Origin of the sequence: Roseimicrobium gellanilyticum (genome assembly GCF_003315205.1) — a bacterium.
Taxonomy (GTDB): domain Bacteria; phylum Verrucomicrobiota; class Verrucomicrobiia; order Verrucomicrobiales; family Verrucomicrobiaceae; genus Roseimicrobium; species Roseimicrobium gellanilyticum.
Map to the genome: position 1 here is coordinate 76,173 of NZ_QNRR01000015.1, position 24,542 is coordinate 100,714.

Consider the following 24,542-nt stretch of genomic DNA (forward strand, 5'->3'; position numbering starts at 1 on the left):
GTACGCGTGTCAGTGTGGCGGCACTTCGTTGGGCATGTCCAGCGGAGTCTCGCCGGGGGTCGTGGTATCAATACCGGAGTGCTCCACGGGGATGAGGTCATGGTGCACCGCTGGCAAGGGCAGGTTGTACTCGAAGAGGAACCGAAGCCACCGGGCCACCGCCACCATACACAGGCGTACATATTCCCTGGTGGTCGTGTCCCAATCGCAGTCCATGAGCATCTCCTTTCCCACCAGGCTCAGGGCCACGTCCGGAGGGACATGGAGCTCCCGGCGAAGGGTGTCACCGGGTGACAACTGGTCCATCCCAAAGGGTGTGAAAATCGTGTCCGAGGGATCGTTGCGCACTTCGCGAATCAACCAGCACCTGTAGAGGCGGAGGCTCGCGTGGGAGGTATTCTCCGCTTCCAGGTAGATGGGGACCATGAGCGCTTCCGTGGACTCGAAGATGCCCTCCTCCCGGTGCCTCTCCGGCTTCCCCTGCCCCACGTAGCGGAAGCGCAGGGGATTCGTCACCGTCCAGGTGAGTGCCACGTAGCTGATGGGCACCACGAGCAGCACGAAGATGAGGCAGAGAAGGGTGCGCTTCGTGCGGCGGGACATCAGGCAGTTATCGTTAGAAAGTTGGACCGTGCGATTTCAGACTGGCACATGGGGAGACCTGAACCTCCGTGGCAAAAGCTTCATTTGACTTTTTGTCCACCAGAAGGAGAAAGGGAGAAGATGATCCATGCTACGCTTGAACAAGACATGTTTGAGGCGTTTTCCAATGAGAAGTTCATTTGGTTCTGGTCAGCCCACAGTTATGGCACGCGCTGGCTTTCCTTCTTTGGCGAGGTCGACCGGAAGCCTCCCCTCCATGCACGCTACATTGTAGAGCTCGAGGGCGGCCTCTACGCATCCACGCAGGCCATCCGGCGGGGCACGAGAGTTCGCAATGCGGGGGAGATTCTTGGCACGCTCAACGTGATGGCCGGCAGCCTCTACTGCCACGGCGCGCGCCTCACCTTCGACGAGCCTGGGATGCCCCAGCGGAAATGGACCATCAAGAGAGACGACTTCGCTCTCATCGAGATCGAGGGTGATACCGTGTCATGGAAGATCGAGTACACCGAGCTCGACAACGAAGACTGGACGCTGGCCTGCTTCTCGGAAGGCAAGCTCGTCTTCCAGTATTGCGTTCCCAGCTTCCGGGACATGTTCACGCGGAAATACTGGAGTCGCATTTCCCAGTTTGAGTGGGGATGGCACGGTGTGGCCCGCGGCGGGCCGGATTTCTCAAAGCACCTGCCCGCACTGCTGTTTCTCCTCCAGTATGGGAACAACGGCTGCCCCGACCGCTGCTGAGGGTGGAGCTCACGGTGTGGTCTCCAGGGGTGCGTAGGATTTGTTGTATGTGGCTGGCTCTATCGCACCACTCCAAGAATCCGGGACGAGACTGCTGAGGGACCAGTACCAATCTACCAGCAAGTATCGCGTGCTGGACATGTAGCCGTAGCCCACCACGAGATCGCTGGGATCTGCAGTCTCCGTCTTGTGCCAGGAAACCAGGGCGCGTTCACGCCAGACTCCGCCGGCAGGAATCAGGATCTCCTCCGGAAGCTCTGCACTCGCCATGCTGCGCTCTGCAGTCTCCGGCTGAAGCTCAAGCCTCCCATACGGTGACCTCGTCAATTCCCGGTGATGGAAGAATACGGCATACGCGAGCCGGATGGCCGTGGAGCTGGTATTCCGCACTTCGATGTGCAGCTCGCGGTGCACCAGCGAACCCGGCTGCTCTGGCAGGTTGCGCTGGCTCAGCACCTGAAATCGCAGCGGGTTCGCAGGCGACCATGTGAGAAACAGGTGCACCAACGGGATGGCGAGCAACACGAGGAAGAGAGCGAGAATGAGGAACTTTATCCGGCGGGACATCGCGGGGGTATTTATGATTTTTGATTGATGATTTGAGATTGGGGATGGAAACCCTAGTGTGAATGGACGTGGGCGGACCCAGCCTACCACCAGCACTGGGGGTGTTCACAGCGTTTTGATTCAAACTGTATCCCGATGGAAATTCGCGTCGGAAGATCCATGCATACTCTTCGGTCCGACCGTGGGCACAGGCATCACACCAGCAGAGCCTGTGTGTGCGTGTGTGGCACCACGGGGGAAGCGAGATATACACCCATGATGCGGAAGCCGTGACGCGCAGCGTCCCTGGACTGCGCGCAGCCCTGCTGCCGCTTTCCTCAAGTGCAGCCCTGCTGCACGCTTCCCAGCGGCGCAGTCGCCAAGCTCATCCAGATGCATCACGCTACAAGCGAGTGTCACCATCGCTGCAGCAGGCTGCAGACTCTTCAAAGCGGTCCCGCAGAGCGCATGTGCGTCAGGATAAGGGATGGAAACTGCGGGCGTATCCAACAACGACCCTGGTGCGCTTTCATCTGGCACGTGGAAGGAACGCTTTGCGTCGTGGAGTGCGTGTGGCAAGCGTTAGCGCGACACCGCCTTGAGCGGAAAGGATGAGCATCATGGATCGGAATCACGGTCCAAGTTCCAAGGTGCTCTCTCTCCACGGAGGCTCGTATGCTGGACTCCGCCAAAATGCCCCGTCATATCTGGACTGCAGCCCTCCGTTCAAGGCGGTGTCGCGGCCTCAAGGGAGGCTCTTGCCACCGCACTCCATGACGCAAAGCGAACTGGTGCGATGAGCGAATGTCCCTTGCGCCGTCTCCCTGCTGGAATCCTTCACGGTTTCTTAGCCTGACGCTCATGCGCAGAGCGGGACTGCGCGCAGTCCAGGGCCTTCAGCACGGTTTCCGTATCATTACCCTGACGTTCACGCGCACGCATTTTCCATGAAACGCTCCATGCCGGAGGGATAGGAACCGTTCCCCTCCTCCGCGATGGTTGCATCGTCAGTCATCTCGATTCGTCAACAAACGTACGCTCACACCAGGCGTCGTAGGGCTTGAGCACCTTGCCGAGCGGCGTGTGATCGCGGGTCCACCTCCAGGGTGTCGCAAGGGCATGAAACCACTTGGGACACCCATACAAGACCACGGCCTTTATCTTGAAAGGCATTCCGATGCGCTTTTCCATGATGGGGACGCCCAGGAGATACAGGAGAATGGTGCCCACGACGGCCAGTGACCAGCCAAGGGTGTGCGTGCGGTGGGCGGAGGGTGTTTGCACGAAGCGAGCGAATGGGGTCTGATTTCTCAGGGACCAGAGGCAACACGCACAAGGACACCGAGTGCGACGCTGACTACTAACTACTAACTACTAACTACTAACTACTAACTACTGACTCTCTGAACTCACGGAGCGGGTACGGCATGCACGGGTGATGAAGGCACGGAAAGCGTGCCAGGAATCTCCAGAGGCGCGGCGCCCTGCTGGCCATCGAAGCTGGGCAGGTAGTCTTCCATGAAAGCAATGTAGTCATACACGGCATCCAGCCAGGTCATGAAGCGGACCTGGGTCTGCGTCATGCCATCATAGCCGACGCCGGGCTGGACGGTGGTGAGCACACTGGGTGACTCTCCAGGCATGTAGCAGGTGAGTCTTGCCGTGCCACGAGCCGGAACGGGCTCCGGCAGAGCATGCTCCCTATGCCAGCCCGCGTATGTGGGTGTCACGCCCTGCCGCACAAAGACACCGGGAGCAATATCCGACTGCACATCACTCGTCACATACAGCGTAAAGACATGCATGGGAACGCTGCTTGTATTCTGCACCTCCAGGTCAAACCTCATGAGCTGGATCGGTGTGCCAAGAAGAGGCTCCGTCGCGGTGACGGGACCACCATGCCCCAGCAGGCGGAAGCGCAGCGGGTCGCGCACGGTCCACGTGAGGCAGGCATACGCCACGGGAATGGCGATGAGCAGCAGCACGACCGCGAGGAGGAGGAGCTTCGTGCGCGAGAGCATGGTCATTTATGATTGATGATTTGAGATTTCAAATCCGATGTAGTGGTCAAGGTGAGATCTCCAGGGGTGCCGTATTCCATTGTGACCTCAGCTTTGGCGCCTTCTTTCTCCATGACTCAGGGAGCCGAGTCACGATGGACCAGTACAGCGCCGAGATCTTCCCCTCCGTACTGGAGTGGCTGAGGTACAGTACATGAATGTTGTGCTGGTCCGGCTTCACGCCCTCAGGCCACGTACCGTAGGACTCTGACAGAATACGGGCGCCGGGATAGAGTGTGCCGTCTGCATCCACGCGCCCCGAGACGTGTGTGTGCACGATTTCGCCGAACGAGGTCAAGATGGGTCCCGTGGGCAGTGAGCCTCCCCTCACGGTGGCAGCGGTCAGCCGTACAGGGACAGGGCTTGTATTGATGACCTCCATCTGGACGACATTCCGAAAGTAGCTGTGGTCAGTCGTGGGATGCACCCCCACGAGGCGGAAGCGCAACGGATTCCGCGGGTACATGGTGAAGCAGATGTAGGTCGCGGGAATGCCGACCAGCAGGACGAAGAGTGCCATGAGGAGGTATATCTTGCGGCGGGACATGAAGGAAAGGCAGATGACTTTTCGAATGATGTCTATGGAGAGGGTGTCACAGGGTGTGATGTGGAATGCTCCGGCTGGAGGTGGGTGACGGAGAGCGGGGCCTGGTTTCCCCACATGCTGAATCTGGGCAGTCGTCTGGCCATGCGGTCTGGCAGATGCTCTGCGAGATAACGACAGACGCTGTGGCACCTCTCCTTCCCACGGGTGGTCCATGCGTAGATGACATGCATGTCCTCCCCACCCTTCCCCGCATGGATGCTCTGGAGTTCAGGCGCACCGATGAGCAGCTTCGTGCGCACGGTCTCGCGCGGACCAATGATCAGGGGCTTGCACTGGGGCAGCACGGATATCTGCACCTGCGCGTCAAGGCTTCCCGCAGGAAAAGGAGGGGCGCCATCCACCTGCTTGACCCTGCCCATGTAGAGCCAGACGGTCGCGCCGGAGGTATTCTCCACCTCCATCTCCTGCATCAGGAGAAGGCTCTTGCGAGCCTCGTAGGGGACAGGAGGCTGCACCTGCTGCGTGATGAAATGGAAGCGCAATGGATTCCGCGGACGCCACGTGTAGATGCTCCACGCCATGGCGATGCCGACCATCAGCAGCAGGACGAGGAGACAAAGCCCCCTGGCTCCCGGGATGAGATGACGTGCGCGGTGCATGGCAGCGGAGAGTCTCATGGAGCGTGCGGGGACGCAACGCGCGTGAACTCCACGCCCGCACTTCCCACCTTCAGCGGCTGGACGAAGTAGAAGCGGGGAAAGTCCTGGGGCAGCTTTTTGGCACTCCAGATGGAAAGTCGATACCCCAGCAACCGCCACCGATCCGACCAGTGATACTCGAACTCCATCGAATCGAGATCCATGCGCCTCGCGTACGAGGGTCTCACCTTCAGCTCAAAGCGGCTCGTGCCATGCGCGGGAATGATGTGCGCACCATCACTCGTGGCAGCAGCCAGCATCGTTTCCGTGTTGGCCCACATCTTGAACTCGACCATGACCTTGTCCCTCCCAGGCAGTGGTGGGGGAAAGGGCTCGCCCGCCGCCAGCTCGTGGCGCTGCGCATACAGCCACATGTACTCCAGATGCACGGGACATGAGGCGGTATTCTCCACCTCGAAGTAGAAGGGGATCATATACGTGCTCTTGGAATAGGGCTCCTTGTTCAGCATCTCCATCCCGACACCCACCAGACGGATGCGCAGGGGATTCTCCACAGACGCGATATAGCACACATATCCCACGAGAACGCCCAGCAGCACCAGCACGAAGGAAAGCAGGGCAAGCTTGGCGCGGCGGGACATGGTGGCAGGTGGATGATTGCGGCGGTCTGATTTCAGGGGATGCAGTGGTATCGCAATCGACCAGCCAATCACGGACTCTCCGCCTGCATCTCCACCTCCAGCGATGCTCTGCCTCGTTCATGCTCCGGGTCGGGCACCCACCCCTGCATAGGAGCTGGCAGGATATTGCGCAGCGCAGAGCAGAATCTCTTGAACTGCATCTCGGCGCGTCCCATGTAGTAGTAGTCCACCCTGAGTGTGCTCAGGTCGGCCGGGAGGTCACTCGTATTCACATAGAACAAGAAATGCCCACGGGCCTGGGGACGGAGCAAGCCATCAGCATCCAGCGCGGAGCCGGAGAGTGCATAAAAGGAGCGGGGCTCCATGGTGGCAAGCCTGCGGGCAGACCCTGCAGGATGCAGCATGACATAAGGAACGCGCACAGGCACGTGGCAGGTATTCAGCACATCCACTTTCATGGTGGAGAGATTTTTAGAATAGCCGTGATCCGGAGTCCTGTTCAGCACGAGAACGAAGCGCAGGGGATTCGCTGGTGGCCACTGCAGGTAGAGATTCCCGCAATACGCCCCCAGAAGGATGACGAACGTGACGGCGAGGGTGACCTTCAGACGATAGGACATGACCGTCTAGGAATCAGATTTGAGTTTCGAGGTTGGAAATTTCAAACCGGAGTCGTGGTGGTGATAATGGTGCCCCAGCATGGAGGTGACGCATTTTACTGTAGGGAATCGCCGGACGCTTGGGAACAGGAATCGTGTATCACGCGTCCATCGGGATGAAGCACGGTTCACCTATCCACCAGACCGCCACTCCCCCGCCCTGCCACGTCCACCCAGTCGCCACACGCGCACGCCTCCCCTGATGGCACGGAGATGAAGGTCAATCCCGTTGCCATTTCGCGAAGGCACAGTGTGGTACAACTATTGCTGTGACCGCATGTGGTTGCCTCACTGTTGCCACGTAGCATGAGGGATCGGCAAATTTGGAATGCTGGAGCTTGCTCCAGCTTTCAGGAGCAGAGCTTGCTCTGCGTGAAGCCGCCCACGATGTAAAATGATATGCTGGGAGACAGTCACCTCAGGTCTGGCTTCACGGCTGCAAGCTGCCTGCGCAAAGCTGTCCCGCATGCGGGATCCAGCACCCCAAATCACTGACCCTCGCGTGATGCGTTGCTGCGCATTTCAAAAGGTCCCGTGAAACAGGTACAGACGAACTTGAAAAGCTCTGGATCATGCTCATCAAGGCCGCGGCTGTGCATGCGGCAAATGGAGCCCGCCACCCGTACAGGTCCCCCAGCCTTATTCGATATCCACGTTATCCATCGAGGCGGAGAGGCTGGGCACGTGTGGCTGCAGGGAGCGCGGGCTGCGCGAGTGCAGCCACTCCAGGGCGCGGCCCACGAGGTACTGCGTGCGCGGCTGCCAGAGCACATTCATGCGCAGATGCCCGCGTGAGTTTGCCGCGAGCACACCTGCCACCGGCACACCGGAGGTGGCATAGACGGTCCCTTTCGCCGGGACCACGATGACCTCAGAAGCAGGACCACCGGACACTGGCGCAGATGACGACGGCTCGGGCGCAAGGGTGATATTGATCGCCGCTGTGCCAGACGTATCCGTCTCCGTGACCCACATGCCGATGAGATGAATGGGCGCCGCGCCAGTATTCTCAATCGCGATGCTCTCCACACTGCACGGGCCGGAGAGTCCCGGCAGGAGCTCACGGGGCCCGGTGGTTTCCACGATGGAGAAGCGCAGCGCATCCGCCGGTGGTTTCCTGGTCATGAAGTACACCATGGAAATGCCCGTGGTCACCACAAAAAGGGCCACAAGCGCAAGAAGAGCGCGACGGACGTGAGACATACGGGGGGGAACGAAGCGGTCTGCGGCAGAATAACTCAGGCGGAAGGCGCGTTTCGTAAAGTGCAGGTAAAGATAGAAAAGTGATGCTGCAGAAGTCTGCAAGCCGGGGCACTCCGGAAGAATGCATGACCCGTGCCATCACTCATGCGCCGCGATTCATTGGAACCCTTCACGATAAATAAGGTTTCATCCCGCCTTGGGTTTCCAATCGCATTCTCCTTCTGCGGGCGATATGCACGAAGCGTTCGCGTGATCGCTTCAAGCCTTTTGCAAGGTGATGGTGTGAGGTGGATGACGTGCAAAGCGGGTCCCATGTACGGCTCGGGCTCACAGAGACGTACGACGCGAAATTTTATTAGAAGCCCGCGCAACCCCAGCTCACGACACACCATCGCGGACACCCTGATCCACGAGAATCATCGACGGATCATGTGTGTGTGCCGAAATGTGGTTTCCCGTTCTTCCGCTTTACCATGCCACTCGAAGGCAATTCTTTTTGATCTGACATTTCCCTCCTGCAATCCCCTCGCGCTCCATGATCATCCTGCGCACCCGCCCATTCGTCGCCATCAAGGAGCCGCCACGTGCGTGCGTGTCATCAGGATGATGGGGTACGAGAGTTTTTCCTTGAGTGCCCCGGGAGCATGCTGATACACCCACTGGCTTGGAGCCTGGAGTCGCCGCCGGGCTTTGGTGGTCCACTGATAGTGAATGGCCCTCTGGTGCTCCCGCAGAGAATCGTAAGTGAGCTCTGGAGCCAGCGCCATGATGCAGCGCACCGTGCCGTGCGGAGGAACCACCCGCTCCTCCGGCTGCGGTGTGGAGCCCGCACCCGAGGTCCATCCAGTGCCGGGAAGGATGTACAAGCTCCTGTCTGACGAGACCTGCGCGCCAAAAAAGACGACCTCCACGCCGGAGGTATTCTCCACCAGCACTTCCACCTTTTGATACTCGATACCTCTCAGGTGCTCACGCGGAAGCGGGCTCACTTGATCCGGAGCCACACTGAAGCGCAGGGGATCTGCGGGCGTCCACGACCATGACAAGCCCACCGCCAGGACTCCCAGCAACGCGACCACAACGACGGTGAGGAGGAACTTCGCGCGGCGGGACATCTGGGAGGTGGGAAATGGGAGATGACTTGATGCGATTGCATTTCATTTCACTTCACCACACTTCACTTCACTCCACCTCGCATCACGGAGCGGGTGTGGTGCTGCGTGTCGCCGGCAGGTGCAGTCCCTGGGCATTCACGAGGGCGGTATTTCTGTCCGTGGAAGGAAAGGACGGTGGCGCGGTGGCGCCTCTGGCGAGCAGATGCTTCTGCACCCAGGAAGTGACACCCAGCATCACCTCCTTCGTACCGGACATCCATTCATACGCAATGTGTATCTGACCCGTGCTCATGATGGCCGTGGCATCCTGGTAGATGCCCGCAGTGCACCGCACCTTCCCATACGCCGGCACCGTGATCGCATCCTCCAGGATGGTGTGGGAGAGCGTGCGGTCCGCGAAGTGCGCCGTGTCATCCTTTCCCAGGAATCCCACAATGCCGGAGCTGCTGATGGGACCCAGTACGGTGTCGTACTCCAACCCCACCTCGCCGTGGAGGATGCGGATGGGCACGCCGCTCGTATTCTCCACCTCGATCTCGTACACCTGGAAGTCGACATGCTCCCGGCTCCGGTAGTGCTGCTCCCGCAGCGCCGTCGCCCGGAAGCGCAGCGGGTCCACCGGCCTCCACGTGAACCACGCATAGCCCAGCGGAATGCCGAGCAGCACGGTAAACAGACAGGCCAGGATGATTTTCGCGCGACGGGACACGAGGAAGGGAACAGGTGAAACCGGAGGATGAAAAGTAAAAAGTGAAAGACGGTTATGTGGAGTACGAACGAGCCCCGTGCCTGCTTTGTAAAAAACAGGGGTACAAGCACACAGACACGCACACCTCGCGTCGGGCATCGCAGACCTGGCTACTTGCTCATTCCATTCTACGGCAGGCGCTCAGCGGCTTCCAGCACCGCCAGAGAAAGACAGCACCACACACGATTGATCCGGACGCTGTGACGCGCAGCGTCCCTGGACTGCGCGCAGCCCTGCTGCCGCTTTCCAGAGTCCGCAGCCCTGCTGCAGCGATGGCGACACTCGCTCGCAGTGATGCCCCTTCCAGAAGAGCTTGGCGACTGCGTCGCGGTGAAACGTGCAGCAGGGCTGCACTTCAGGAAAGCGGCAGCAGGGCTTCCGCAGTCCAGGGCCTTCGGCACGGCTTCCACATCGTATCGCTGACGTTCATGCGCACTACCGACCCAGATCAAAAGAGCAGGACTATACCAGAGAAGCACGGCACCACACATGAATGTTCCGGACACTGTGACGCGCAGCAGCCCTGCTGCCGCTTTCTGGAGTCTTTTAGAGCGTTTCAGGTTGAACTGCAGCCGTTTTTACGCCGAAGGCGTTGTACATTGTCCAGCCCAAGGTCAGCCTGCGAAGCAGGCGCCACCTTGGGTGAGATGAAGGAACCATCGGAACTCTGAAAGAGTTCTACAAAGACACGGCCAACGTTGACATAGGGCATTTATCCCCCCAGCAACGCTTCTGTGGAACGCTTTCAGCGTTCAGCGTTTCGATGTCACAACCCAAGGTGGCGCCTGCCGCTTCGCGGCGAAGCTTACCTTGGGCTGCACAGTGTACAACGCCTTCGGCGTACTCCTGAATCAGGCTACAGTTTTAGTGAAAATGCTCTAATTGATACTGTAGCCATCCTCCCACCATCCCGAAGGGATGATAGCCTGTAGCCGGTGGTTGAGCGTAGCGACACCACCGGAAAGGTGATTTTCCCCTTTGCTCCCCGGCAGGGGTGCCAGCGGGGTTGTGGGATGCTCCATACCGCACTTGCTACGGCGCTGGCATCGCCTTCGGGATGCGAGTGATGCTCTATCTTTTCCGGTGGTATCGCTACGCTCAACCACCGGCTACAAGCTGCCATGCCTCCGGCATGAAAGGCCACCCGCTTTGTTTCAGGTCACGGCTATCATTCAACCTAACATATTCCTGAGTCCACAGCCTGCTGCAGCGATGGCGACACCCGCTCGCAGGATGACGCTTCCAGAAGAGCTTGGCGACTGCGTCGCGAGGTAACACATGCATGCGTCGGGTCAAACAACTGGGATGTTTCAACAGCGAGATGGCGCCTTGCATACAGATGCATGCCTCCAGGTCGCTTTGCGTCGTGGAGTGCGGTGGCACAGGCCTCCCTTGAGGCCGCGACACCGCTTTGAGCGGAGGGATTTCCCTTGGACGTCCTGGAGAACGTGAGTGGAACCCAGCTACCGAAGTTGCCAGGTGGGAATACACCCCTGGAAACTGGACCGTTACACCGATGCATGATGCTCGTCCTCTCCGGTGAGAAGCGGTGTCGCGCTAACGCTTGCCACACGCACTCCACGACGCAAAGCGAGCTCTCCACGTGCCGGATGAATGCGGGCCGAAGTCGTTGCTCGAAGTGACTGCTGTTTCCAGGTATCGGCTGTCATTATTGCAGCTTCTATTTCTGCGACTGCTCCGGCTTCTGCTGCTCCGGCTCCGGTACGCGCGTGGGAGTGGGCACTTCCACATCGGCAGAGGAGAAGTCCATGATGAGGATATCGTCACTGCTGGTGGGATGCTTCTTCAGGCGGCGCAGGGCGGCATTCATGGCACGCACAGCCCGCTCGCGCACGTTCGAGACCCAGGTGTACTTGATGACCGCGCGACCCGAGGTGAACAGCGGAGCGAAGTTTTCATGCACACACGCGTGGCCTCGCACCGTGCTGTGTGCGGGGACGGACAGCGCGACGTACTGGCCGGACGCGAGCTTCGTGCCGCTGGCCCTGTCCAGATAGCCAAGGGAGCCGGGCATGAGACCTCCAACGGCATTCTTCACATGGATGCTGCCACCATCGAGGTGGATGGCGGCAGCACTGGTATTCACCACCTCCACATCATAAACACGCATGCTGTTGTCATAGCGATACTCACGATACCGACCGTCGTCAGGAATGACGCGGAAGCGGAGGGGACGCTCCGGACTCCAGGCGACGATGGCATACACAATCGGCACGCTGAGCAGCGCGAGAAATAACGCGGTGATGAGGACCTTCGTGCGGCGGGACATGGATAAGGGAGAACAAAGGGTGGCCGGATCACGGTGGGGAGACGGCCATCTCCAGCGGCGTGGTGGCACTGTCCGTCCTCGGCTTGGGCACGTGGCGGGCGAGTTTCAAGGGCACCTGCTGGATCAGATACAGGGAAAGGTCAAAGCCCCACTGCTTGGGCCCCGAGAAGTACACGTAGGCGATGGTGGGGGCGCTGGAATCGAACCGCGCAGCCGCCTCCTCTGGAATACGAACCTCCGTACGTCGCGAGGTGCCAGGCAGCATGGGCGCAAGCTTTGCGGCAAAGGGATCGCCGCTGAATGAGGTGATGGGAAGATAGAACTTCTCCAACTCCGCATAGACGTGACGACGCCCGCGAGCGGGATTGTAGGCGAGGAGCTTCGCGTCCGAAAGATAGATGGGCACGGTGCCGGTATTCGTGATCTCGATGGTGAGCGTGCGTGCGCTGAGGGGACCAGCATTCCCCTCTGGCGCTGTTTGCCCGACCATCCGGAAGCGCATGGGATTCACCGGAGCCCATCCGCGAGCGACGTGCACCACAGGAATGGCAAGCAGCACGAAGAAGACACCGAAGATAAGAAGCCTTGCGCGGCGGGACATGGGTGGAAGGGCTGAGGCAACAGGCAACAGGCAACAGGCAACAGGCAACAGGCAACAGGCAACAGGCAACAGGCAACAGGCAACAGGCACAAAGGCACAGAGTGCGTGGAGACTGACTCAGACCACCGACTATCAACGACGTGCCCACCGTTTGTCCATCCCTACCGTGCGGAGCTTGAGCGTCAGGGTGAGCGCGCATCCACGCGTGGTGCAGGTGGAGGAAGGCCCTCCGGGCTATCCGCCTTCACTCGATAGAAAGCAGCGGTGCCCGCGGGAATGGGCAGGGCGATGATGGATTCATCCAGGGTGGAGACTGGCAGGTGACGTCTCCAGGACTCCGGCAGGCAGTGGGGCACCCATGCCACGCACTTGAATACCGTACCCCTGCTTCCTGAGATGCTTCGAAAGCCGACCCACAGGACGTCGTTGTCCACCTGGGCCAGGGTGAAGTCATCCGGGAGCAGGTAGGTGCGCACACTGCCATGAGCTGGCACGGTGCGCCAGATGTCCTTGAGCGATCGCTTATCCACCACGGCAGCTTCCCTTTTTCTGCCCAGATGATCGCGGGTCATGATCCAGCAGTTTTTGATATGCACGGGGCTGGCACCGGTGTTCTCGATGATGACGGGCAATGGCACCATGTCATCACGACGCCGCTTGCGAGCCTCCTCCGCCATGTCCAGATCCAGCCGGACCTTCAAGACATCTCCAGACCTCCACGTGCGTCCGACATGGATCACGGGAATGCCAAGCAGCACCAGGAATAACAATAGGAGGACAACCTTGGTTCGGCGGGACATCGAGGAAGCAGCTACTACCGGACGCTGGTGGTGGCAACTCTCCCCTGCCCCATTCCCGGCGCCGATTCGAGCTGCTCTTCCTGATAATCCACGGTGCCACTCTCGTCTTCGAGTTTCAGCATGGGGAGGCGCGGCTTCAGCGAAGCGGGCGCACGCTGGCGAATCCAGGACATGGCGCTGCTGGTGAGATGACGCGGCTGCGAGATCCAGAGGTATCTGATGCGGAGATGACCGCCCTGCGAGATCACTCCGTCTCCCTCCAGCATGCGGATGCGGCAGGTGCGGACACCGTGTGATGGGATGACGAGGCCCCTGCCGGGTAAGAGGCGATATCCACGCGCCGACTTCGCGCTGCCCGGGCGGGAGCTCCAGCCACTCAAGGTCGCCTCGATGTCGAGCTGCGCAAAGAACGGTGCAGGTGCTGGAGAGGAGACAGGCGCACCGGAAATGCCGCGGCTCGATGCGTTGCCGAAGTCCATCCAGAGAATGCCATCATACAGCCGGATGGGGACGCCACGGGTATTCACCACTTCCACTTCATACACCTTCACATCTGCATGGCTCTGCCCCGGCACAGGTGCAAGGCGGAAGCGCAGCGGCTCCTCCGGACTCCAGGTGAAGGTGAGATACACCATGGGGATGACCGCCAGCCCAAGGAAGAGGGCGAGGAACCAGAATCTGGCGTGGCGGGACATGGCATGTCACGGCTGGAAGGTTTCTCAATATAGAGGCAAGGAACGTGGGAAGTGTGAGGCTCTTGGCAGGCGGCGCATGCAGGAGCACCGCAGCATGCCGCAGGATGTATTTCGGCAGTTATATCAGATGGCACTGCCCATGACGAGATCGCAATTCATGCCGCCGACGCGGGTTGACGCAAGTTTGGCAGATGATGCTGAACCCTTCTGGCAAAGAGTGCGATTCCCCTTTTCGAGTTGGCTATGCAGCAGAGACATCGCATAGGCCCAGGGAGCGGGAACGCCTCGTTCCCGAAAGGTGTCGCGCATTCGCGGATTCATCCATCTCCCACTGACCATGCACACGTTCAAGGAGTGGGGACATTCCTGTCCCCATGGTGATCTGTTACGTGGCATCACTTGGGGAGCTGGATCTCCTGACTCGACTGTGGCTGGCCGGTTTCGCCACCCGCCATCGCATGTGCATTTCATCTCAAGACGCGGCGGCGTCATGCATGGGGACAGGAATGCCCCCACTCCTTGAGAGATGCCATGTCCTGGAGGAAAGTACACCTGGAGACGCGCGGCACCTTCCGGGAACGAGGCGTTCCCGCTCCTTGGGCCTGCTGCAATGTCATGGGTGGAAACTCGCGTGACGCCTCCCCTAGGGAGATGGTGGATGCACTTTGGATGATGCATCCACAGGGAGTGGATTCAGCGGGCTGTGGTCCCTTCCAAATTCCACCTCTGGTATCACGGGATCAAAGGCCTCCGGCAGGCGTATGCGCAACCACTCGCACGCCTTTCTCAAGTGAAGCCGGGGATATGCGCACCAGATGTAGGCCATCGTGATGCCCGTGGTCTCCTTCTCACGCAGAGCCGGGACCTCCTCGGGCGGGACATAGCCCATGGCATACAGGCTGCCGTGCGGCGGCACGCGGAGGCTGTCATACGCTCCAAAGGTGCGCTCCATCTCCGGAGGCCTCATGAGGTTGATTGAGCCAATATCAGGACGCTGCCCGAGAGCCGACTGCATCCTCATCAGTGTGGCAGATGCCATGTAGATGGGCGTCTCACTGATATTCGTCACCTTGACGAAGATGGTCTTGAAGTGCGTTGCGACAGGCGGGTCACTCCACATCCACGGCACCTCCTCCACCATCTGAAAGCGCAGCGGATTCTCCGGATGCCACACGTGCACGATATGAATGGCAGGAATGCCCAGCAGCGCGAGGAAGATCGCGGCGATGATGAGCTTTGTGCGGCGGGACATGGGGGATATTTATGATTGATGATTGATGATTTGTGATTTGTGATTTGTTATCTCAAACTGAGACCTGCCTTGGGTGGACCGTCAGGGTGAGCGGGAGACCACTCGTGGCGCAGGTGGGCGAAGGCCCTCGGGGCTATCCGTGGTGCGGTGGAATGCATGGGCTCGCCTCTCGCTCATGGTGTAGCGGGTGGTGCACTGGTCTTCGGAGGCGAAATCGTCATGGCGCCCGCGTTCGCATTGACCAAAGGCACGTGCTCACGCCAGGATGCCGGCAGACGCGCTGAGACCCACAAGCTGCCCTTGATGAGCCAGGCCTTCGTCCGGGAGACATAGAGGTACTGTACCTCGGAGTCCTTCGTACGCGCTGCGCCCATGGATCCCACCAGCACGGAGGTGTGCACCTGCACGGTGCTGTGTGCTGGAATCTCCTCACCCCACCAGATGATCTCCGGGGGCACCTCAGTATGGTAGTGGGGAGACGCGCTATAGACGGGCGTGGTGCCGGCGGACTCCGGGACATGAGACAAACCCAGAAGGTGAATGGGCGTGGAGCTGACATTCTCCACAAGGACGGGAACCGAGAAGAAATTCCCCTCACCTTCACCTTCCGTGGAGATGGAGTCCCAGGCAAAGGCAGGATCCCACCGCATGTGGAACGGATGCCCCGGAGACCATGTGAGGAACAAATACACCACGAGCGCGCCAATGGGCAGCAAGAAGAGTGCGGTGATGAAAAGCCTGGCGCGGCGGGTCACCGGCCCAGTGTGATGAAAATACGATGCGTGGGAAGAAAAAAGAGGCGCGGACAAAGTATCCGCAACGTGACGATCTAGCCTCTGGCGTGGCGACACCCATGCGGAGCACTACCACCCAGCCCTCATGCACCCACCGCGACAACACCTCAGGGAGGCGGTGGATAGTCACGGAGCCGGGACACATCCAGCGGTGCTTCCGTAAGGTGCACCGTGAGAATGGCCCAGTCACCCTGCAGGAATGCCGGGAGTTCCTTCTCCACCTTGAGCAGCCATTCGTTCAGGCGGTGCTTCCATGCCGGGATCGAGATATGAGTGATGACGTACTCCTCATCTCGGGAGAACCACTCAGGAGACTGCGTGCCCTCGTGGGCAGTAAACCAGGCAGTGCCCCCAGCGGGGATGGGAGCCTCCCCGTCGAAGAGCGCGGCAAACGTTCCTGGCGGCGTGTGTTGCATATCCAGGAAATGCATCACCTGCGCGGGAGGATTCGCAGGCTTCCGCAGAAATGAATGCCTCAGCACCATATCGACGCGGCCCTCATTGCGCACCTCCACCAGGAAGATGGAGCCCCCGTAGTTCGGATCCAGCTTTTTGTGCCGCGAGTCCTCGACAATGCGGAATCTCAAGGGCTCACGCGTGCCCGACAGCCACACCACATACGTGAGCGGCAGGACGAGGAGCACGAGCACTCCGCACAGGATGATCTTGGCACGACGGGACAGGGACATGCGGGATGAGGAGGAGTAGGGCGATTTTGGAGCAGTCTAAACTATACTACAACCGCATGTGGTTGCCTCACGATTGCCATGTAGCATGAGGAAGCGGCACTCCAAATCACTGACCCATCGCGTGATGCGCTGCCAGCGTTGTAGAAAGCGGTGCGCTGCACGTCTTGCACCGCTATGACATCCATACCCCCCACCAGCACCCATCAGCCGGCCGTGTGCGAATCTCCCGAGCCCTCACTCCGCGCGGCGGGAAGCAGAGGCGCGGAGCCTTTCGTCATTTGCGGATACGGAAGGCGGGCGCGCCAGGACTTGGGCAGGAGATCGAGGCACCAATAATAGACAACCCGGCAGCCATGCCGGGGCCGGGAGTTCCAGCCGTAGCTCACCCGGGAGTTTGCACTTCTCAGGGAGCGGGAGTCGATGACGGGGCCGACCTTCTGCTGAAAGCGTCCACCGGGTGGGATGAGCTCATAGGGCTTGCGTCCCTTCACCTTCCGGGACTGGGCCGCAAAGAGGAGTGCCGAGATATTCTGTCTGCTGGAGCCGATGGGATCATTGGTGGTGAATGCCGAATAAACAATCACCGGGAATCGGCTCGTATTCTCCAGGGTGATGATGTCCGCATCTGCCGCGATGGTGCAGCGCAAGGGATTCTCCACCCGCCAGGCGCGCACCATGTCCACCCCCACCACGCCCATCAACACCATGAAGACGGTGAGGATGACGATGCGAACGCGGCGGGACATCGAGGTGGACACTACAGCCTCAATCCAAATGCTCAAGCGGCTGCGCGCCTCATACCATATCACATCCTACCCCATCACATCACCTCATCCCACTTCAGGACCGGGGCGCAGTCTGCAAGGGGCAGATATTCCAATTGTCCGCGAGGACGGGCACCTTCGACTGGAGGCTCTGGGGGACGGAGGCGTGCAGCCAGCGCAGGCCGGCGGCGGCTTTGCGACGGGTGTCTGACATCCACCGGTACTGGCACTGGAGTCCGCCAGCCGTGGCCTCAGCGAGCTTTTCATGCTCGACCCGTGCGGATATCTGAACGGAGCTGTGGCCGGGGATGACGATCATGGAACGCCCGTCTTCCATCTGCCTCTCCGGATGCTCCATGGGGTGGAAGAGACCCACCCGGCCTGCCGAGTCTGGAGGCACCGGTTTTACCGCACCTGCCCCCGTGGACGCCGCAGGGGTCAGGTCCGCCTTGAAGAGGCAGACGGGAGTGGCGCTCGTATTCTCAATCACGACGCCGACGGAAGTGAAGGCAGCGCTCGATGTGGCGGTGGAAGTCGCGGTCGCAGTTTGCGGCTCGACGATACGGAAGCGCAGCGGCTCATGCGGCGCCCACGTGAACGCCACATACAGGAATGGAATGACCACGAGCGCGAGGAGGATGAGCTTCGTACGGCGCGAGATCAGCGGTGTCTGCCGTGCGATGGCGGACAGCAAGTAACCAGAAAACCGGAGGGGCGGTTGATTCGCCCGGTGCGAGGCGGAGGAGGAAGGCGAATTCATGGAATGTGGAACTCGAGATGGAAGGACTCTTCCCACGTCAGGCCGTGAGGAGGGACGCTCGCTGCAGGGTGCTCGTGCCACCCAGTGCACCATTCACTGAATCGTTGCAAGAAAAGAAACGTTCAACGATGGCGCGGAGCCGCGCCGGATACAGGCGGGTGCTCACGGTGAAGGCCGACGGCCCGCTCCTGTCATCTTCTGGTGAACCCAGTAGGAGTACTCTGCCATCAGCGGCTGGAGGAAGGTGTGATCCCCCAGCCACACCCACGGCCGCACGTACGCCTCCAGCCAAGCCGGACTTCTCTTCAGCTCCACGGCATATTTCTCCCACAGGATGGGCACGCTCAACAGATAAAGGACCGGCACCGCGAGGACGGACAAGGACCAGCCCATGATGGACGCGCGGTGTGGTGAGGAGTCAGCCATGGATGAAGGGAGGAAGTTATCTAGAGCAGTTCAATTGATACCAAAGGCATTCATTCTACCACCATCCCGAAGGGATGATAGGCCACCCGCCTTGTTTCAAGTCACGACTATCATTCAAGCTAAGATCCTCTACCATTCCAAGAACCGCAGAGCATCGCAGGGAGCACGCACTGGGCAAGGAACGCGCGAATCGTTCCGCGCACTCTCACCGACCGGCTCCTGCCCCTGCCCCTGCCCCTTCACCTCACCTTATCTCCTCTCACCTGCCGCTGGCAGGCGCACTCGCTGCAGGCAGGGTGGAGACAGGCGCATCCAGCGGGCAGCGCGCCACTTCCAAGGATGGCTTCCCGATGCGAGAGCCCAGACGCTCAAGGTCGAACTTCTTGCATAAATCACGCGCATGGCCCACCAGCGACATGACCTTCAGTTTCGTCCGCGATATCCAGCGCAACTCCACCATCGTCCCGGTGTCGGTGAGAAACGCCGTCTGATTCCCGGCCCTGATATGCGCCGTGCACAGCTGGGTACTACGAGCGGGTACCATGCCCGCGCCAACGACCCACTTCTGCCGGGGAGTCGGGAGCGACTCCACCGTGCCGTAAATCGTCATACGGACCTTTCCCGCACCTCGCGAGACCAGGTATGGCCCGCCCACGATCTCGATATCCGCCGCGCTGCTGTTCTTCACCTCCACTTCATAGAGGCGCAGGCTCCCCCACTTCGCATCAGGGACCGTCGTCCCGAGATCACGGACAACGCGAAAGCTGAGCGGCTCCACCGGCGACCAGGTGATGCACGTCCGATACGCGAGGAAGACCGCCAGCAGGACCACCAGCAGCGCAACGGCGAAAATCAGTCGGCGGTGCATATGGTCTCACTCAATGTCCCTGCGCAGGACCTGTGCTCGCGAGAGTCAGCCCGGCCTGCCGCGGAGTGAAGAACGTGAAATACGTATCGAACCCCTCTCCAAAAAGCAGGCTCTGCCGGGCAAACCACGCATGCGCCCGGTAGCGGCGCTCAGAGGCCCAGTAGTATTCGATGTGGGGCTCCTTGTCACCGATGATGAAGTGGCACTCCAGTCGGGCGGTGCTGCGCGGTGGAATGACCATGGGATACCAGACGGAGACGGACGTGGCTGAGCTGATATCTGACCCCATGCCGCGTATGGAGACCGGCTGAAAGCCCCCGCCAGGCGAGATCCCCTCCGGGTCCGGCAGCACCGGGCTCATGTAGGCGCTATGCAAATGCACCGGCGCATCGCTGGGATTCTCCACATCAATCTGGTAGCGATGCCCCTGCAGCACGCCCACACCCAGATACTCCCTGGAGGCCACCTGGATGCGCAGGGGATTGGCTATCTCCCGCTTCAGATACACCCATGCAGAGCCCAGGAGCAACAACGGGAGGACAAGCATCCCAATAAGGACGCGCTTCTTACGTCGGGAAAGATACATGACGCCATCAGCAGGTTTACACCGGCATTCTCCCATGACGCGCGCGGGATGTCAGTAGAAAAATTTTCGGCACTGATGCACCTCTTTCTTGTCAACGGAGCCGTCTTCCGCGCGAAGCTACCTTGGAGCATTTTAGCTAAACCTGTCACTGATGACGCATTTAAAAAATGCGCGTATTTGTCCCGGAGGGACATTGGAAGGTAGCCGGTGGTGGAGGCCTGTAGTCAGGCCGGGAACCACCGGATCATGGATGCCAAAGCTACTCCGTCCCGGATGGGACGGCGGAAGAGGCGGCCATGGTTTCTTTCTCGTGCCGGGAGTTTATGGCGCTTTTCCCGACGTCCCATCCGGGACGCATGAATATTTGGCTTGTTGATCCGGTGGTTGCGGTCGCTGAGGCTCCCTCCACCACCGGCTACCTTCCAGTGTTCCTCCGGGACAAGCTGCCCACGCCAATCCCATGAGGCCATAACTCACAGAACGCCGTCGAACGGCATCTTCGAAACTGCCGCCTGAAGGGCTGCGGGAGTCCAGCCGAGGTTAGGGAGTCTTGGCGACCGGCACCCTGGGTGGTGTACACAAATACATCCCACCCTGAAGGGGTGGAGAAGCACACAGCTGCTTGTGCCGGGTAGCGCGTCAACAACCACGTCAGAAACTATTGAGCCTTGTGCAATAGACTGACTTCGAATGCACATCCGCGAGGCAGTTCCAGGCCGAAGGCCTGAGATATGCCAGCCCAGGGCAACGCCCTGGGAAAACGGCCCAGACATCCAAGCCCTGAAAGGGCGTGACAGAGCGTCCACCTGAGGTGCGCCCATATTTCGCCCTTTCAGGGCTCTGTTCATTTGCCACTTATCCCAGGGCGTTGCCCTGGGCTGGCATATCGCAGACCTTCGGTCTTCAGGAAGGCAGAACATTCCACCCAACGTCAGTCTATTGAGCAAGCCTCAATAAGCCGGTGAAACGCCATGGAAGAGACACTCATGGCATCGACGGCTCGGGTGCCATGTTGATATTTGAGGAAGGATATGGCAGATACGAGTGGAGGGATGCAGGAGAGTGCTCGCGAAGCCAGCTGACAGCCTGCACGGCCTGCGCGTTCACCCAGGAGCGCCACATGTACTCGACCCAGTGCCTTCCTGCATACGCATCCAGCTCGGCGCGCGTCACTCGCAAGCTGGTGCGATGCGTGCTGCGTGGAGGGATGCTGGCAAACATCGGGCTGCTCATCTGGCGAAAGCCGCTCGAGTCTGGAGAGAGGTCCCCGGTGAAGGAGGACCAGAGATAGAGGAACTCGACGGTCGTGGCGCTGGTATTCTCAATGGCGATGATGAATGTCCCTCCATCCTTCTGGCTCGTGTCCGGCTCAAGACGGAAGCGCAAGGGATTGCCCGGCGACCAGGTGAGCGCGACGTATGCGGCCGGGATGGCGAGCAACACCAGGAAGATGGCAAGGATGATGAGCTTGGCGCGGCGGGACATGGAGGCATCAAGGGACGCGGGAAGCAGCAGCAGGGTCAAGGCCCCACCGCCTCCAGGGAGGTCGCATCCACTCCGAGGGCGGGCTCGGGCAGGAAGCGGGACATGCTCTTGGGCACTCGACGCACCATCCATTGCGAGACGGAGTGGATGAGAAACTTGCCGACGGACATCCACTTGTACTCCGCCACCAGCTTCCCGGCTCTCGCATCCTCCACGCGTTCATTGAGGATAAACGCCGCCGTATGGATGGTGCTGTGCGCGGGCACCAGCAGGTAGTTCTCCTGCGGTCCGGCCTTGTGCGCCCGCTGCTCCCGGGAAACCACGGCGCCAGACACCTTTCGCATATGGGGAGCCCACGCGGGACTCGGGATGGTCATGTACCGGAGATAGATGGGTACGGAGGTGACATTCTCCACGGCCACGGTGACCTGCGTGTCCGTGTGATAGTAGGCCATGGGTGGCAGTGCAGTCTCCACCACCCGGAAGCGAAGCGGACTCCGCGGATGCCAATGGAAGGCGAGATACACCGCGGGGATGGCGAGCAGCACGAAGAAGATCGCGAGGATGATGAGCTTCGTGCGGCGGGACATCGGTATAGGTCATGTATGACTTGAGATGGATGATTTCAAATCATTCATTCGGAGTCACCCGCGGACAGATGGAGAAGACAGTTTGAGGGCTCGAACGTCAGAGTGAGTGGGCATATCCATGGAAGGAGGCGGCACTGGCTATGGCGCGGGCTTGCAGGGGACGACTTGGATATTTGGGCGGACCTCCGGGATGATCGGATGGAGAAACGCGGGACTGCTATCATAACACCAGTCCAGGAACTGAATGGCAAGGGCCTTGGTGGAGGAAGCGTAGGCACACAGGAGACTCTCGGGAGGTGCAGCAGCGGACAGGGTGCCTTTGGTGAACAGCTCCGTGGGAAGGGTGCTACGCGGAGGAATGACGTCGTGCCGGTCCTGCTGGAAATCAATGCGGTCCTCCCGGGAAAGCATGGAGTAGAAAGGGACACCGAAGTGCTCGAAGGGTCCGTCCCGCCTGAACACATACACATGCAGAGGCACGGAGGACGTATTCTCCACCAGCATGTGATGCTTCACAAAGCCGACAAAGTCTGATTCGTGAGCTTCCGGAAACACGCGTATGCGGACCTGCTCGTGTGGGCTCCACGTGAGGGCGATGTAGATGCCACCTGCAGCGATCACGAGCAGCAGCATGACAATGAGGGCACGTCTGGTCCGGCGGGACATGGAGTAGATCTCTGGTTCTTGGCGAGGCCGGGGAGGTTCGATCACATCGGTATCACAGAGCTACCACCTCGCACGCGATCGGCCACCTTGGTGGCAAAGATTTTCTACGGTGCCGGTGGGGTGCCCTTCCCCGCAGTCTCGATGACGCCGCTGCCCAGGGAGCATGCGATCCCAGGCATGCTATGCTGCCAGAACGTGTGCTGGGGCCAGCGCCGAAAAAGCCACATCCACCCCTCTACAAAACGGAACTTCGTCTGGGAGATGTACACATACCCGGCCCTGACTCCCCCTGCTTGGGCGCTGGCAGCTTGTTCCGGCGTCACGAGGACTACTGTGCGCTGCGTGCTGTGCGGCGGAATCGTCTCTGCCGTCCACGCCTTGATCTGCGCCAGGTGGAGAGGCGAGTTCATGGAGGCCCGGACGCGGGCGTCCGATGCGGCATCCAGGTCATCCTCATGCCAAATCCCCAGGAGATGCATGGGAGCAGAGCCCGTATTCTCCACCAGCAAGGAGAGCATGACGCGCGCCTCACCGCCTGCCGTGGCCGGCCCTGCTTCCATGGGCGTGGCTGTATCCACCCGGATGCGAAAGGAATTCTCCGGTGACCATGTGAGAAACAGATACACCACAGGGACCCCGAGGAGCAGGAGAAACAGGCCGGACAGGATGAACTTCGTGCGACGGGACATCGAGATGGATGATTGGGGATTTCAAATTGGGGAACGATAGCCGGGCAGCGCCGTTACTTTGCTGTGGCGCCTTTTGCATCCCCGGGGGCCGGTGCCTCAAGGTCAGCATAGTCGAGTTCGAATCCCGCGGACATGAAGGTGAATCTATACACCCAGTTCAGCCTCTCGCGAATCCAGTAAGAAATGCGATAGGCGCGGCCCTTGGTGGCAGAGATCCACACGTAGAGCATGCTGAGCTCGTCATCGCGAAACTGGTGCGCCACTCCCGGGGCCGTCCACATGCGCACGCGCATCACACCATAGGCTGGGATGGGTGGCGGGAGAGGTCGGGCATGGTTGGACACTGTGCACAGGTCCTGGATGCTGATGACAGTCTTCCGATCAAGATCACCGGCAGCGAAAGGGTCCGAGTTTTTGGGGTTCCTGGGCGCAATGAGCCTGAGATGCCCGAGATGAATGGGAAATGGCTGCGTGTTTTGCACATCGAGGTCGAATGCCACCGCCTCGAGCTCTGGAGTGCGTGAGGCACCTGCTTCATCAGATTGCTCCTCCGGCACCCGGGCGATGACATGGAAGCGCAGCGGACGCTCTGCAGACCACGAAAGGCCTACATATCCCATCCAAAGGGCGATCACAGCAGCGGTGACTACAAAGAGGATGACCTTGGCGCGACGGGACATGGGAGGCTATTGATGACCGATGATTCGAGATTTCAAATCCCAAATTTCAAATCAGAATCCATGTGACAGCAGAGAGTGCAGGATATTCCACACAGTGGCAGAGCACTACTGACCACTGACCACTGACCACTGACCACTGACCACTGACCACTGACCACTGACCACTGACCACTGACCACTGACCACTGACCACTGGCTTCAAGGCAAATGCCTCACTGAAACGTCTCGTGACACGAGCAGACCACGTGAGTCTATCGAGGCGAGGCCTTTCGACCAGCCACCGTTTACAGGATGACAATTACACAACTCGTGTGGCGTCACATATGTTGCTTTCACTATGTCGAGTCCTTGTGTCCACCTCCAGATGACTCAGCTATCATGC

29 protein-coding genes are annotated in these 24,542 nt (G+C 59.9%); 1 reads left to right on the top strand and 28 read right to left on the bottom strand.

Features of this window, described 5'->3' with window-relative positions; genetic code table 11:
* Nucleotides 1-9: 9 nt before the first annotated feature.
* Nucleotides 10-603: a hypothetical protein gene (locus DES53_RS28325; protein ID WP_113961719.1), complete on the bottom strand. Its 594-nt coding sequence runs from the start codon at nt 601-603 to the stop codon at nt 10-12.
* Nucleotides 604-723: 120 nt separating this feature from the next.
* Here DES53_RS28325 and DES53_RS28330 point away from each other — a divergent pair, with 120 nt between their 5' ends.
* Entirely contained in the window at nt 724-1,347 is a 624-nt protein-coding gene (locus DES53_RS28330) for a hypothetical protein (RefSeq protein ID WP_113961720.1), read from the top strand.
* Nucleotides 1,348-1,356: 9 nt separating this feature from the next.
* Here DES53_RS28330 and DES53_RS28335 read toward each other — a convergent pair whose 3' ends face one another.
* The 27 genes from DES53_RS28335 to DES53_RS28465 all read right to left on the bottom strand — a co-directional run bounded on the left by DES53_RS28335 (nt 1,357) and on the right by DES53_RS28465 (nt 24,160).
* Nucleotides 1,357-1,914 carry a hypothetical protein gene (locus tag DES53_RS28335; RefSeq protein WP_113961721.1) on the bottom strand — a complete coding sequence of 186 codons (558 nt, stop codon included), beginning with the start codon at nt 1,912-1,914 and terminating at the stop codon, nt 1,357-1,359.
* A 990-nt stretch (nt 1,915-2,904) separates the two neighbouring features.
* On the bottom strand, nt 2,905-3,177 hold the full coding sequence (locus DES53_RS28340) for a hypothetical protein (RefSeq protein WP_113961722.1): 273 nt from the start codon (nt 3,175-3,177) through the stop codon (nt 2,905-2,907).
* 125 nt (nt 3,178-3,302) lie between these two features.
* A complete protein-coding gene (locus DES53_RS28345; protein ID WP_147263680.1) occupies nt 3,303-3,914 on the bottom strand; it encodes a hypothetical protein in 612 nt (203 codons plus the stop codon).
* Nucleotides 3,915-3,960: 46 nt separating this feature from the next.
* The gene (locus DES53_RS28350; RefSeq protein ID WP_113961724.1) at nt 3,961-4,500 is read right to left on the bottom strand and encodes a hypothetical protein; all 540 of its coding nucleotides are present in this window, start codon (nt 4,498-4,500) and stop codon (nt 3,961-3,963) included.
* Nucleotides 4,501-4,532: 32 nt separating this feature from the next.
* Nucleotides 4,533-5,177, bottom strand: a complete 645-nt coding sequence (locus DES53_RS28355; protein WP_113961725.1) for a hypothetical protein — start codon at nt 5,175-5,177, stop codon at nt 4,533-4,535.
* Complete coding sequence (locus DES53_RS28360) at nt 5,174-5,800, bottom strand: hypothetical protein (RefSeq protein WP_113961726.1); 627 nt, start codon at nt 5,798-5,800, stop codon at nt 5,174-5,176. The genes DES53_RS28355 and DES53_RS28360 overlap by 4 nt, the downstream gene beginning before the upstream one ends.
* Before the next feature lie 68 nt (nt 5,801-5,868).
* Nucleotides 5,869-6,420, bottom strand: a complete 552-nt coding sequence (locus tag DES53_RS28365) for a hypothetical protein (protein ID WP_113961727.1) — start codon at nt 6,418-6,420, stop codon at nt 5,869-5,871.
* A gap of 678 nt (nt 6,421-7,098) precedes the next feature.
* Nucleotides 7,099-7,662 carry a hypothetical protein gene (locus DES53_RS28370; RefSeq protein ID WP_113961728.1) on the bottom strand — a complete coding sequence of 188 codons (564 nt, stop codon included), beginning with the start codon at nt 7,660-7,662 and terminating at the stop codon, nt 7,099-7,101.
* Between the two features lie 569 nt (nt 7,663-8,231).
* Nucleotides 8,232-8,777: a hypothetical protein gene (locus tag DES53_RS28375; RefSeq protein ID WP_113961729.1), complete on the bottom strand. Its 546-nt coding sequence runs from the start codon at nt 8,775-8,777 to the stop codon at nt 8,232-8,234.
* Between the two features lie 82 nt (nt 8,778-8,859).
* On the bottom strand, nt 8,860-9,486 hold the full coding sequence (locus tag DES53_RS28380) for a hypothetical protein (RefSeq protein ID WP_113961730.1): 627 nt from the start codon (nt 9,484-9,486) through the stop codon (nt 8,860-8,862).
* Between the two features lie 1,720 nt (nt 9,487-11,206).
* Nucleotides 11,207-11,815 (bottom strand): hypothetical protein, encoded by a 609-nt coding sequence (locus DES53_RS28385; RefSeq protein ID WP_113961731.1) that lies wholly within the window; start codon nt 11,813-11,815, stop codon nt 11,207-11,209.
* A gap of 28 nt (nt 11,816-11,843) precedes the next feature.
* Nucleotides 11,844-12,416 carry a hypothetical protein gene (locus tag DES53_RS28390; RefSeq protein ID WP_147263681.1) on the bottom strand — a complete coding sequence of 191 codons (573 nt, stop codon included), beginning with the start codon at nt 12,414-12,416 and terminating at the stop codon, nt 11,844-11,846.
* A 182-nt stretch (nt 12,417-12,598) separates the two neighbouring features.
* Nucleotides 12,599-13,216: a hypothetical protein gene (locus tag DES53_RS28395; protein WP_147263682.1), complete on the bottom strand. Its 618-nt coding sequence runs from the start codon at nt 13,214-13,216 to the stop codon at nt 12,599-12,601.
* A gap of 14 nt (nt 13,217-13,230) precedes the next feature.
* Entirely contained in the window at nt 13,231-13,911 is a 681-nt protein-coding gene (locus DES53_RS28400; RefSeq protein ID WP_113961734.1) for a hypothetical protein, read from the bottom strand.
* Nucleotides 13,912-14,554: 643 nt separating this feature from the next.
* Nucleotides 14,555-15,163, bottom strand: a complete 609-nt coding sequence (locus DES53_RS28405) for a hypothetical protein (RefSeq protein ID WP_113961735.1) — start codon at nt 15,161-15,163, stop codon at nt 14,555-14,557.
* Between the two features lie 173 nt (nt 15,164-15,336).
* On the bottom strand, nt 15,337-15,918 hold the full coding sequence (locus tag DES53_RS28410) for a hypothetical protein (protein ID WP_113961736.1): 582 nt from the start codon (nt 15,916-15,918) through the stop codon (nt 15,337-15,339).
* A 146-nt stretch (nt 15,919-16,064) separates the two neighbouring features.
* Nucleotides 16,065-16,646 carry a hypothetical protein gene (locus tag DES53_RS28415; protein ID WP_113961737.1) on the bottom strand — a complete coding sequence of 194 codons (582 nt, stop codon included), beginning with the start codon at nt 16,644-16,646 and terminating at the stop codon, nt 16,065-16,067.
* Nucleotides 16,647-16,849: 203 nt separating this feature from the next.
* On the bottom strand, nt 16,850-17,392 hold the full coding sequence (locus DES53_RS28420; protein WP_113961738.1) for a hypothetical protein: 543 nt from the start codon (nt 17,390-17,392) through the stop codon (nt 16,850-16,852).
* Between the two features lie 94 nt (nt 17,393-17,486).
* Nucleotides 17,487-18,170, bottom strand: coding sequence for a hypothetical protein (locus DES53_RS28425; protein WP_113961739.1), 684 nt, complete (start codon nt 18,168-18,170; stop codon nt 17,487-17,489).
* 162 nt (nt 18,171-18,332) lie between these two features.
* Nucleotides 18,333-18,596, bottom strand: a complete 264-nt coding sequence (locus DES53_RS28430) for a hypothetical protein (protein WP_113961740.1) — start codon at nt 18,594-18,596, stop codon at nt 18,333-18,335.
* Between the two features lie 259 nt (nt 18,597-18,855).
* The gene (locus DES53_RS28435) at nt 18,856-19,464 is read right to left on the bottom strand and encodes a hypothetical protein (protein WP_113961741.1); all 609 of its coding nucleotides are present in this window, start codon (nt 19,462-19,464) and stop codon (nt 18,856-18,858) included.
* A 10-nt stretch (nt 19,465-19,474) separates the two neighbouring features.
* A complete protein-coding gene (locus DES53_RS28440) occupies nt 19,475-20,011 on the bottom strand; it encodes a hypothetical protein (protein ID WP_113961742.1) in 537 nt (178 codons plus the stop codon).
* 1,023 nt (nt 20,012-21,034) lie between these two features.
* A complete protein-coding gene (locus DES53_RS28445) occupies nt 21,035-21,535 on the bottom strand; it encodes a hypothetical protein (protein WP_147263683.1) in 501 nt (166 codons plus the stop codon).
* A gap of 35 nt (nt 21,536-21,570) precedes the next feature.
* Nucleotides 21,571-22,125 carry a hypothetical protein gene (locus tag DES53_RS28450; RefSeq protein ID WP_113961744.1) on the bottom strand — a complete coding sequence of 185 codons (555 nt, stop codon included), beginning with the start codon at nt 22,123-22,125 and terminating at the stop codon, nt 21,571-21,573.
* Nucleotides 22,126-22,263: 138 nt separating this feature from the next.
* Complete coding sequence (locus DES53_RS28455) at nt 22,264-22,791, bottom strand: hypothetical protein (protein ID WP_113961745.1); 528 nt, start codon at nt 22,789-22,791, stop codon at nt 22,264-22,266.
* A 104-nt stretch (nt 22,792-22,895) separates the two neighbouring features.
* Complete coding sequence (locus tag DES53_RS28460; protein WP_113961746.1) at nt 22,896-23,480, bottom strand: hypothetical protein; 585 nt, start codon at nt 23,478-23,480, stop codon at nt 22,896-22,898.
* 53 nt (nt 23,481-23,533) lie between these two features.
* Nucleotides 23,534-24,160 carry a hypothetical protein gene (locus DES53_RS28465; protein ID WP_113961747.1) on the bottom strand — a complete coding sequence of 209 codons (627 nt, stop codon included), beginning with the start codon at nt 24,158-24,160 and terminating at the stop codon, nt 23,534-23,536.
* Nucleotides 24,161-24,542: the final 382 nt, after the last annotated feature.

Bases quoted from the DNA above. Each gene is read 5' to 3' on its own strand.
- DES53_RS28365 (WP_113961727.1), bottom strand. From the start codon at position 6,420: ATGTCCTATCGTCTGAAGGTCACCCTCGCCGTCACGTTCGTCATCCTT.
- DES53_RS28360 (WP_113961726.1), bottom strand. From the start codon at position 5,800: ATGTCCCGCCGCGCCAAGCTTGCCCTGCTTTCCTTCGTGCTGGTGCTG.
- DES53_RS28335 (WP_113961721.1), bottom strand. From the start codon at position 1,914: ATGTCCCGCCGGATAAAGTTCCTCATTCTCGCTCTCTTCCTCGTGTTG.
- DES53_RS28450 (WP_113961744.1), bottom strand. From the start codon at position 22,125: ATGTCCCGCCGCACGAAGCTCATCATCCTCGCGATCTTCTTCGTGCTG.
- DES53_RS28405 (WP_113961735.1), bottom strand. From the start codon at position 15,163: ATGTCCCGCCGCACAAAGCTCATCATCGCCGCGATCTTCCTCGCGCTG.
- DES53_RS28445 (WP_147263683.1), bottom strand. From the start codon at position 21,535: ATGTCCCGCCGCGCCAAGCTCATCATCCTTGCCATCTTCCTGGTGTTG.
- DES53_RS28415 (WP_113961737.1), bottom strand. From the start codon at position 16,646: ATGTCCCTGTCCCGTCGTGCCAAGATCATCCTGTGCGGAGTGCTCGTG.
- DES53_RS28375 (WP_113961729.1), bottom strand. From the start codon at position 8,777: ATGTCCCGCCGCGCGAAGTTCCTCCTCACCGTCGTTGTGGTCGCGTTG.
- DES53_RS28390 (WP_147263681.1), bottom strand. From the start codon at position 12,416: ATGTCCCGCCGCGCAAGGCTTCTTATCTTCGGTGTCTTCTTCGTGCTG.
- DES53_RS28460 (WP_113961746.1), bottom strand. From the start codon at position 23,480: ATGTCCCGTCGCACGAAGTTCATCCTGTCCGGCCTGTTTCTCCTGCTC.
- DES53_RS28370 (WP_113961728.1), bottom strand. From the start codon at position 7,662: ATGTCTCACGTCCGTCGCGCTCTTCTTGCGCTTGTGGCCCTTTTTGTG.
- DES53_RS28355 (WP_113961725.1), bottom strand. From the start codon at position 5,177: ATGAGACTCTCCGCTGCCATGCACCGCGCACGTCATCTCATCCCGGGA.
- DES53_RS28395 (WP_147263682.1), bottom strand. From the start codon at position 13,216: ATGTCCCGCCGAACCAAGGTTGTCCTCCTATTGTTATTCCTGGTGCTG.
- DES53_RS28435 (WP_113961741.1), bottom strand. From the start codon at position 19,464: ATGCACCGCCGACTGATTTTCGCCGTTGCGCTGCTGGTGGTCCTGCTG.
- DES53_RS28385 (WP_113961731.1), bottom strand. From the start codon at position 11,815: ATGTCCCGCCGCACGAAGGTCCTCATCACCGCGTTATTTCTCGCGCTG.
- DES53_RS28330 (WP_113961720.1), top strand. From the start codon at position 724: ATGATCCATGCTACGCTTGAACAAGACATGTTTGAGGCGTTTTCCAAT.
- DES53_RS28455 (WP_113961745.1), bottom strand. From the start codon at position 22,791: ATGTCCCGCCGGACCAGACGTGCCCTCATTGTCATGCTGCTGCTCGTG.
- DES53_RS28430 (WP_113961740.1), bottom strand. From the start codon at position 18,596: ATGGCTGACTCCTCACCACACCGCGCGTCCATCATGGGCTGGTCCTTG.
- DES53_RS28400 (WP_113961734.1), bottom strand. From the start codon at position 13,911: ATGTCCCGCCACGCCAGATTCTGGTTCCTCGCCCTCTTCCTTGGGCTG.
- DES53_RS28350 (WP_113961724.1), bottom strand. From the start codon at position 4,500: ATGTCCCGCCGCAAGATATACCTCCTCATGGCACTCTTCGTCCTGCTG.
- DES53_RS28465 (WP_113961747.1), bottom strand. From the start codon at position 24,160: ATGTCCCGTCGCGCCAAGGTCATCCTCTTTGTAGTCACCGCTGCTGTG.
- DES53_RS28325 (WP_113961719.1), bottom strand. From the start codon at position 603: ATGTCCCGCCGCACGAAGCGCACCCTTCTCTGCCTCATCTTCGTGCTG.
- DES53_RS28440 (WP_113961742.1), bottom strand. From the start codon at position 20,011: ATGCTTGTCCTCCCGTTGTTGCTCCTGGGCTCTGCATGGGTGTATCTG.
- DES53_RS28425 (WP_113961739.1), bottom strand. From the start codon at position 18,170: ATGAATTCGCCTTCCTCCTCCGCCTCGCACCGGGCGAATCAACCGCCC.
- DES53_RS28420 (WP_113961738.1), bottom strand. From the start codon at position 17,392: ATGTCCCGCCGCGTTCGCATCGTCATCCTCACCGTCTTCATGGTGTTG.
- DES53_RS28345 (WP_147263680.1), bottom strand. From the start codon at position 3,914: ATGCTCTCGCGCACGAAGCTCCTCCTCCTCGCGGTCGTGCTGCTGCTC.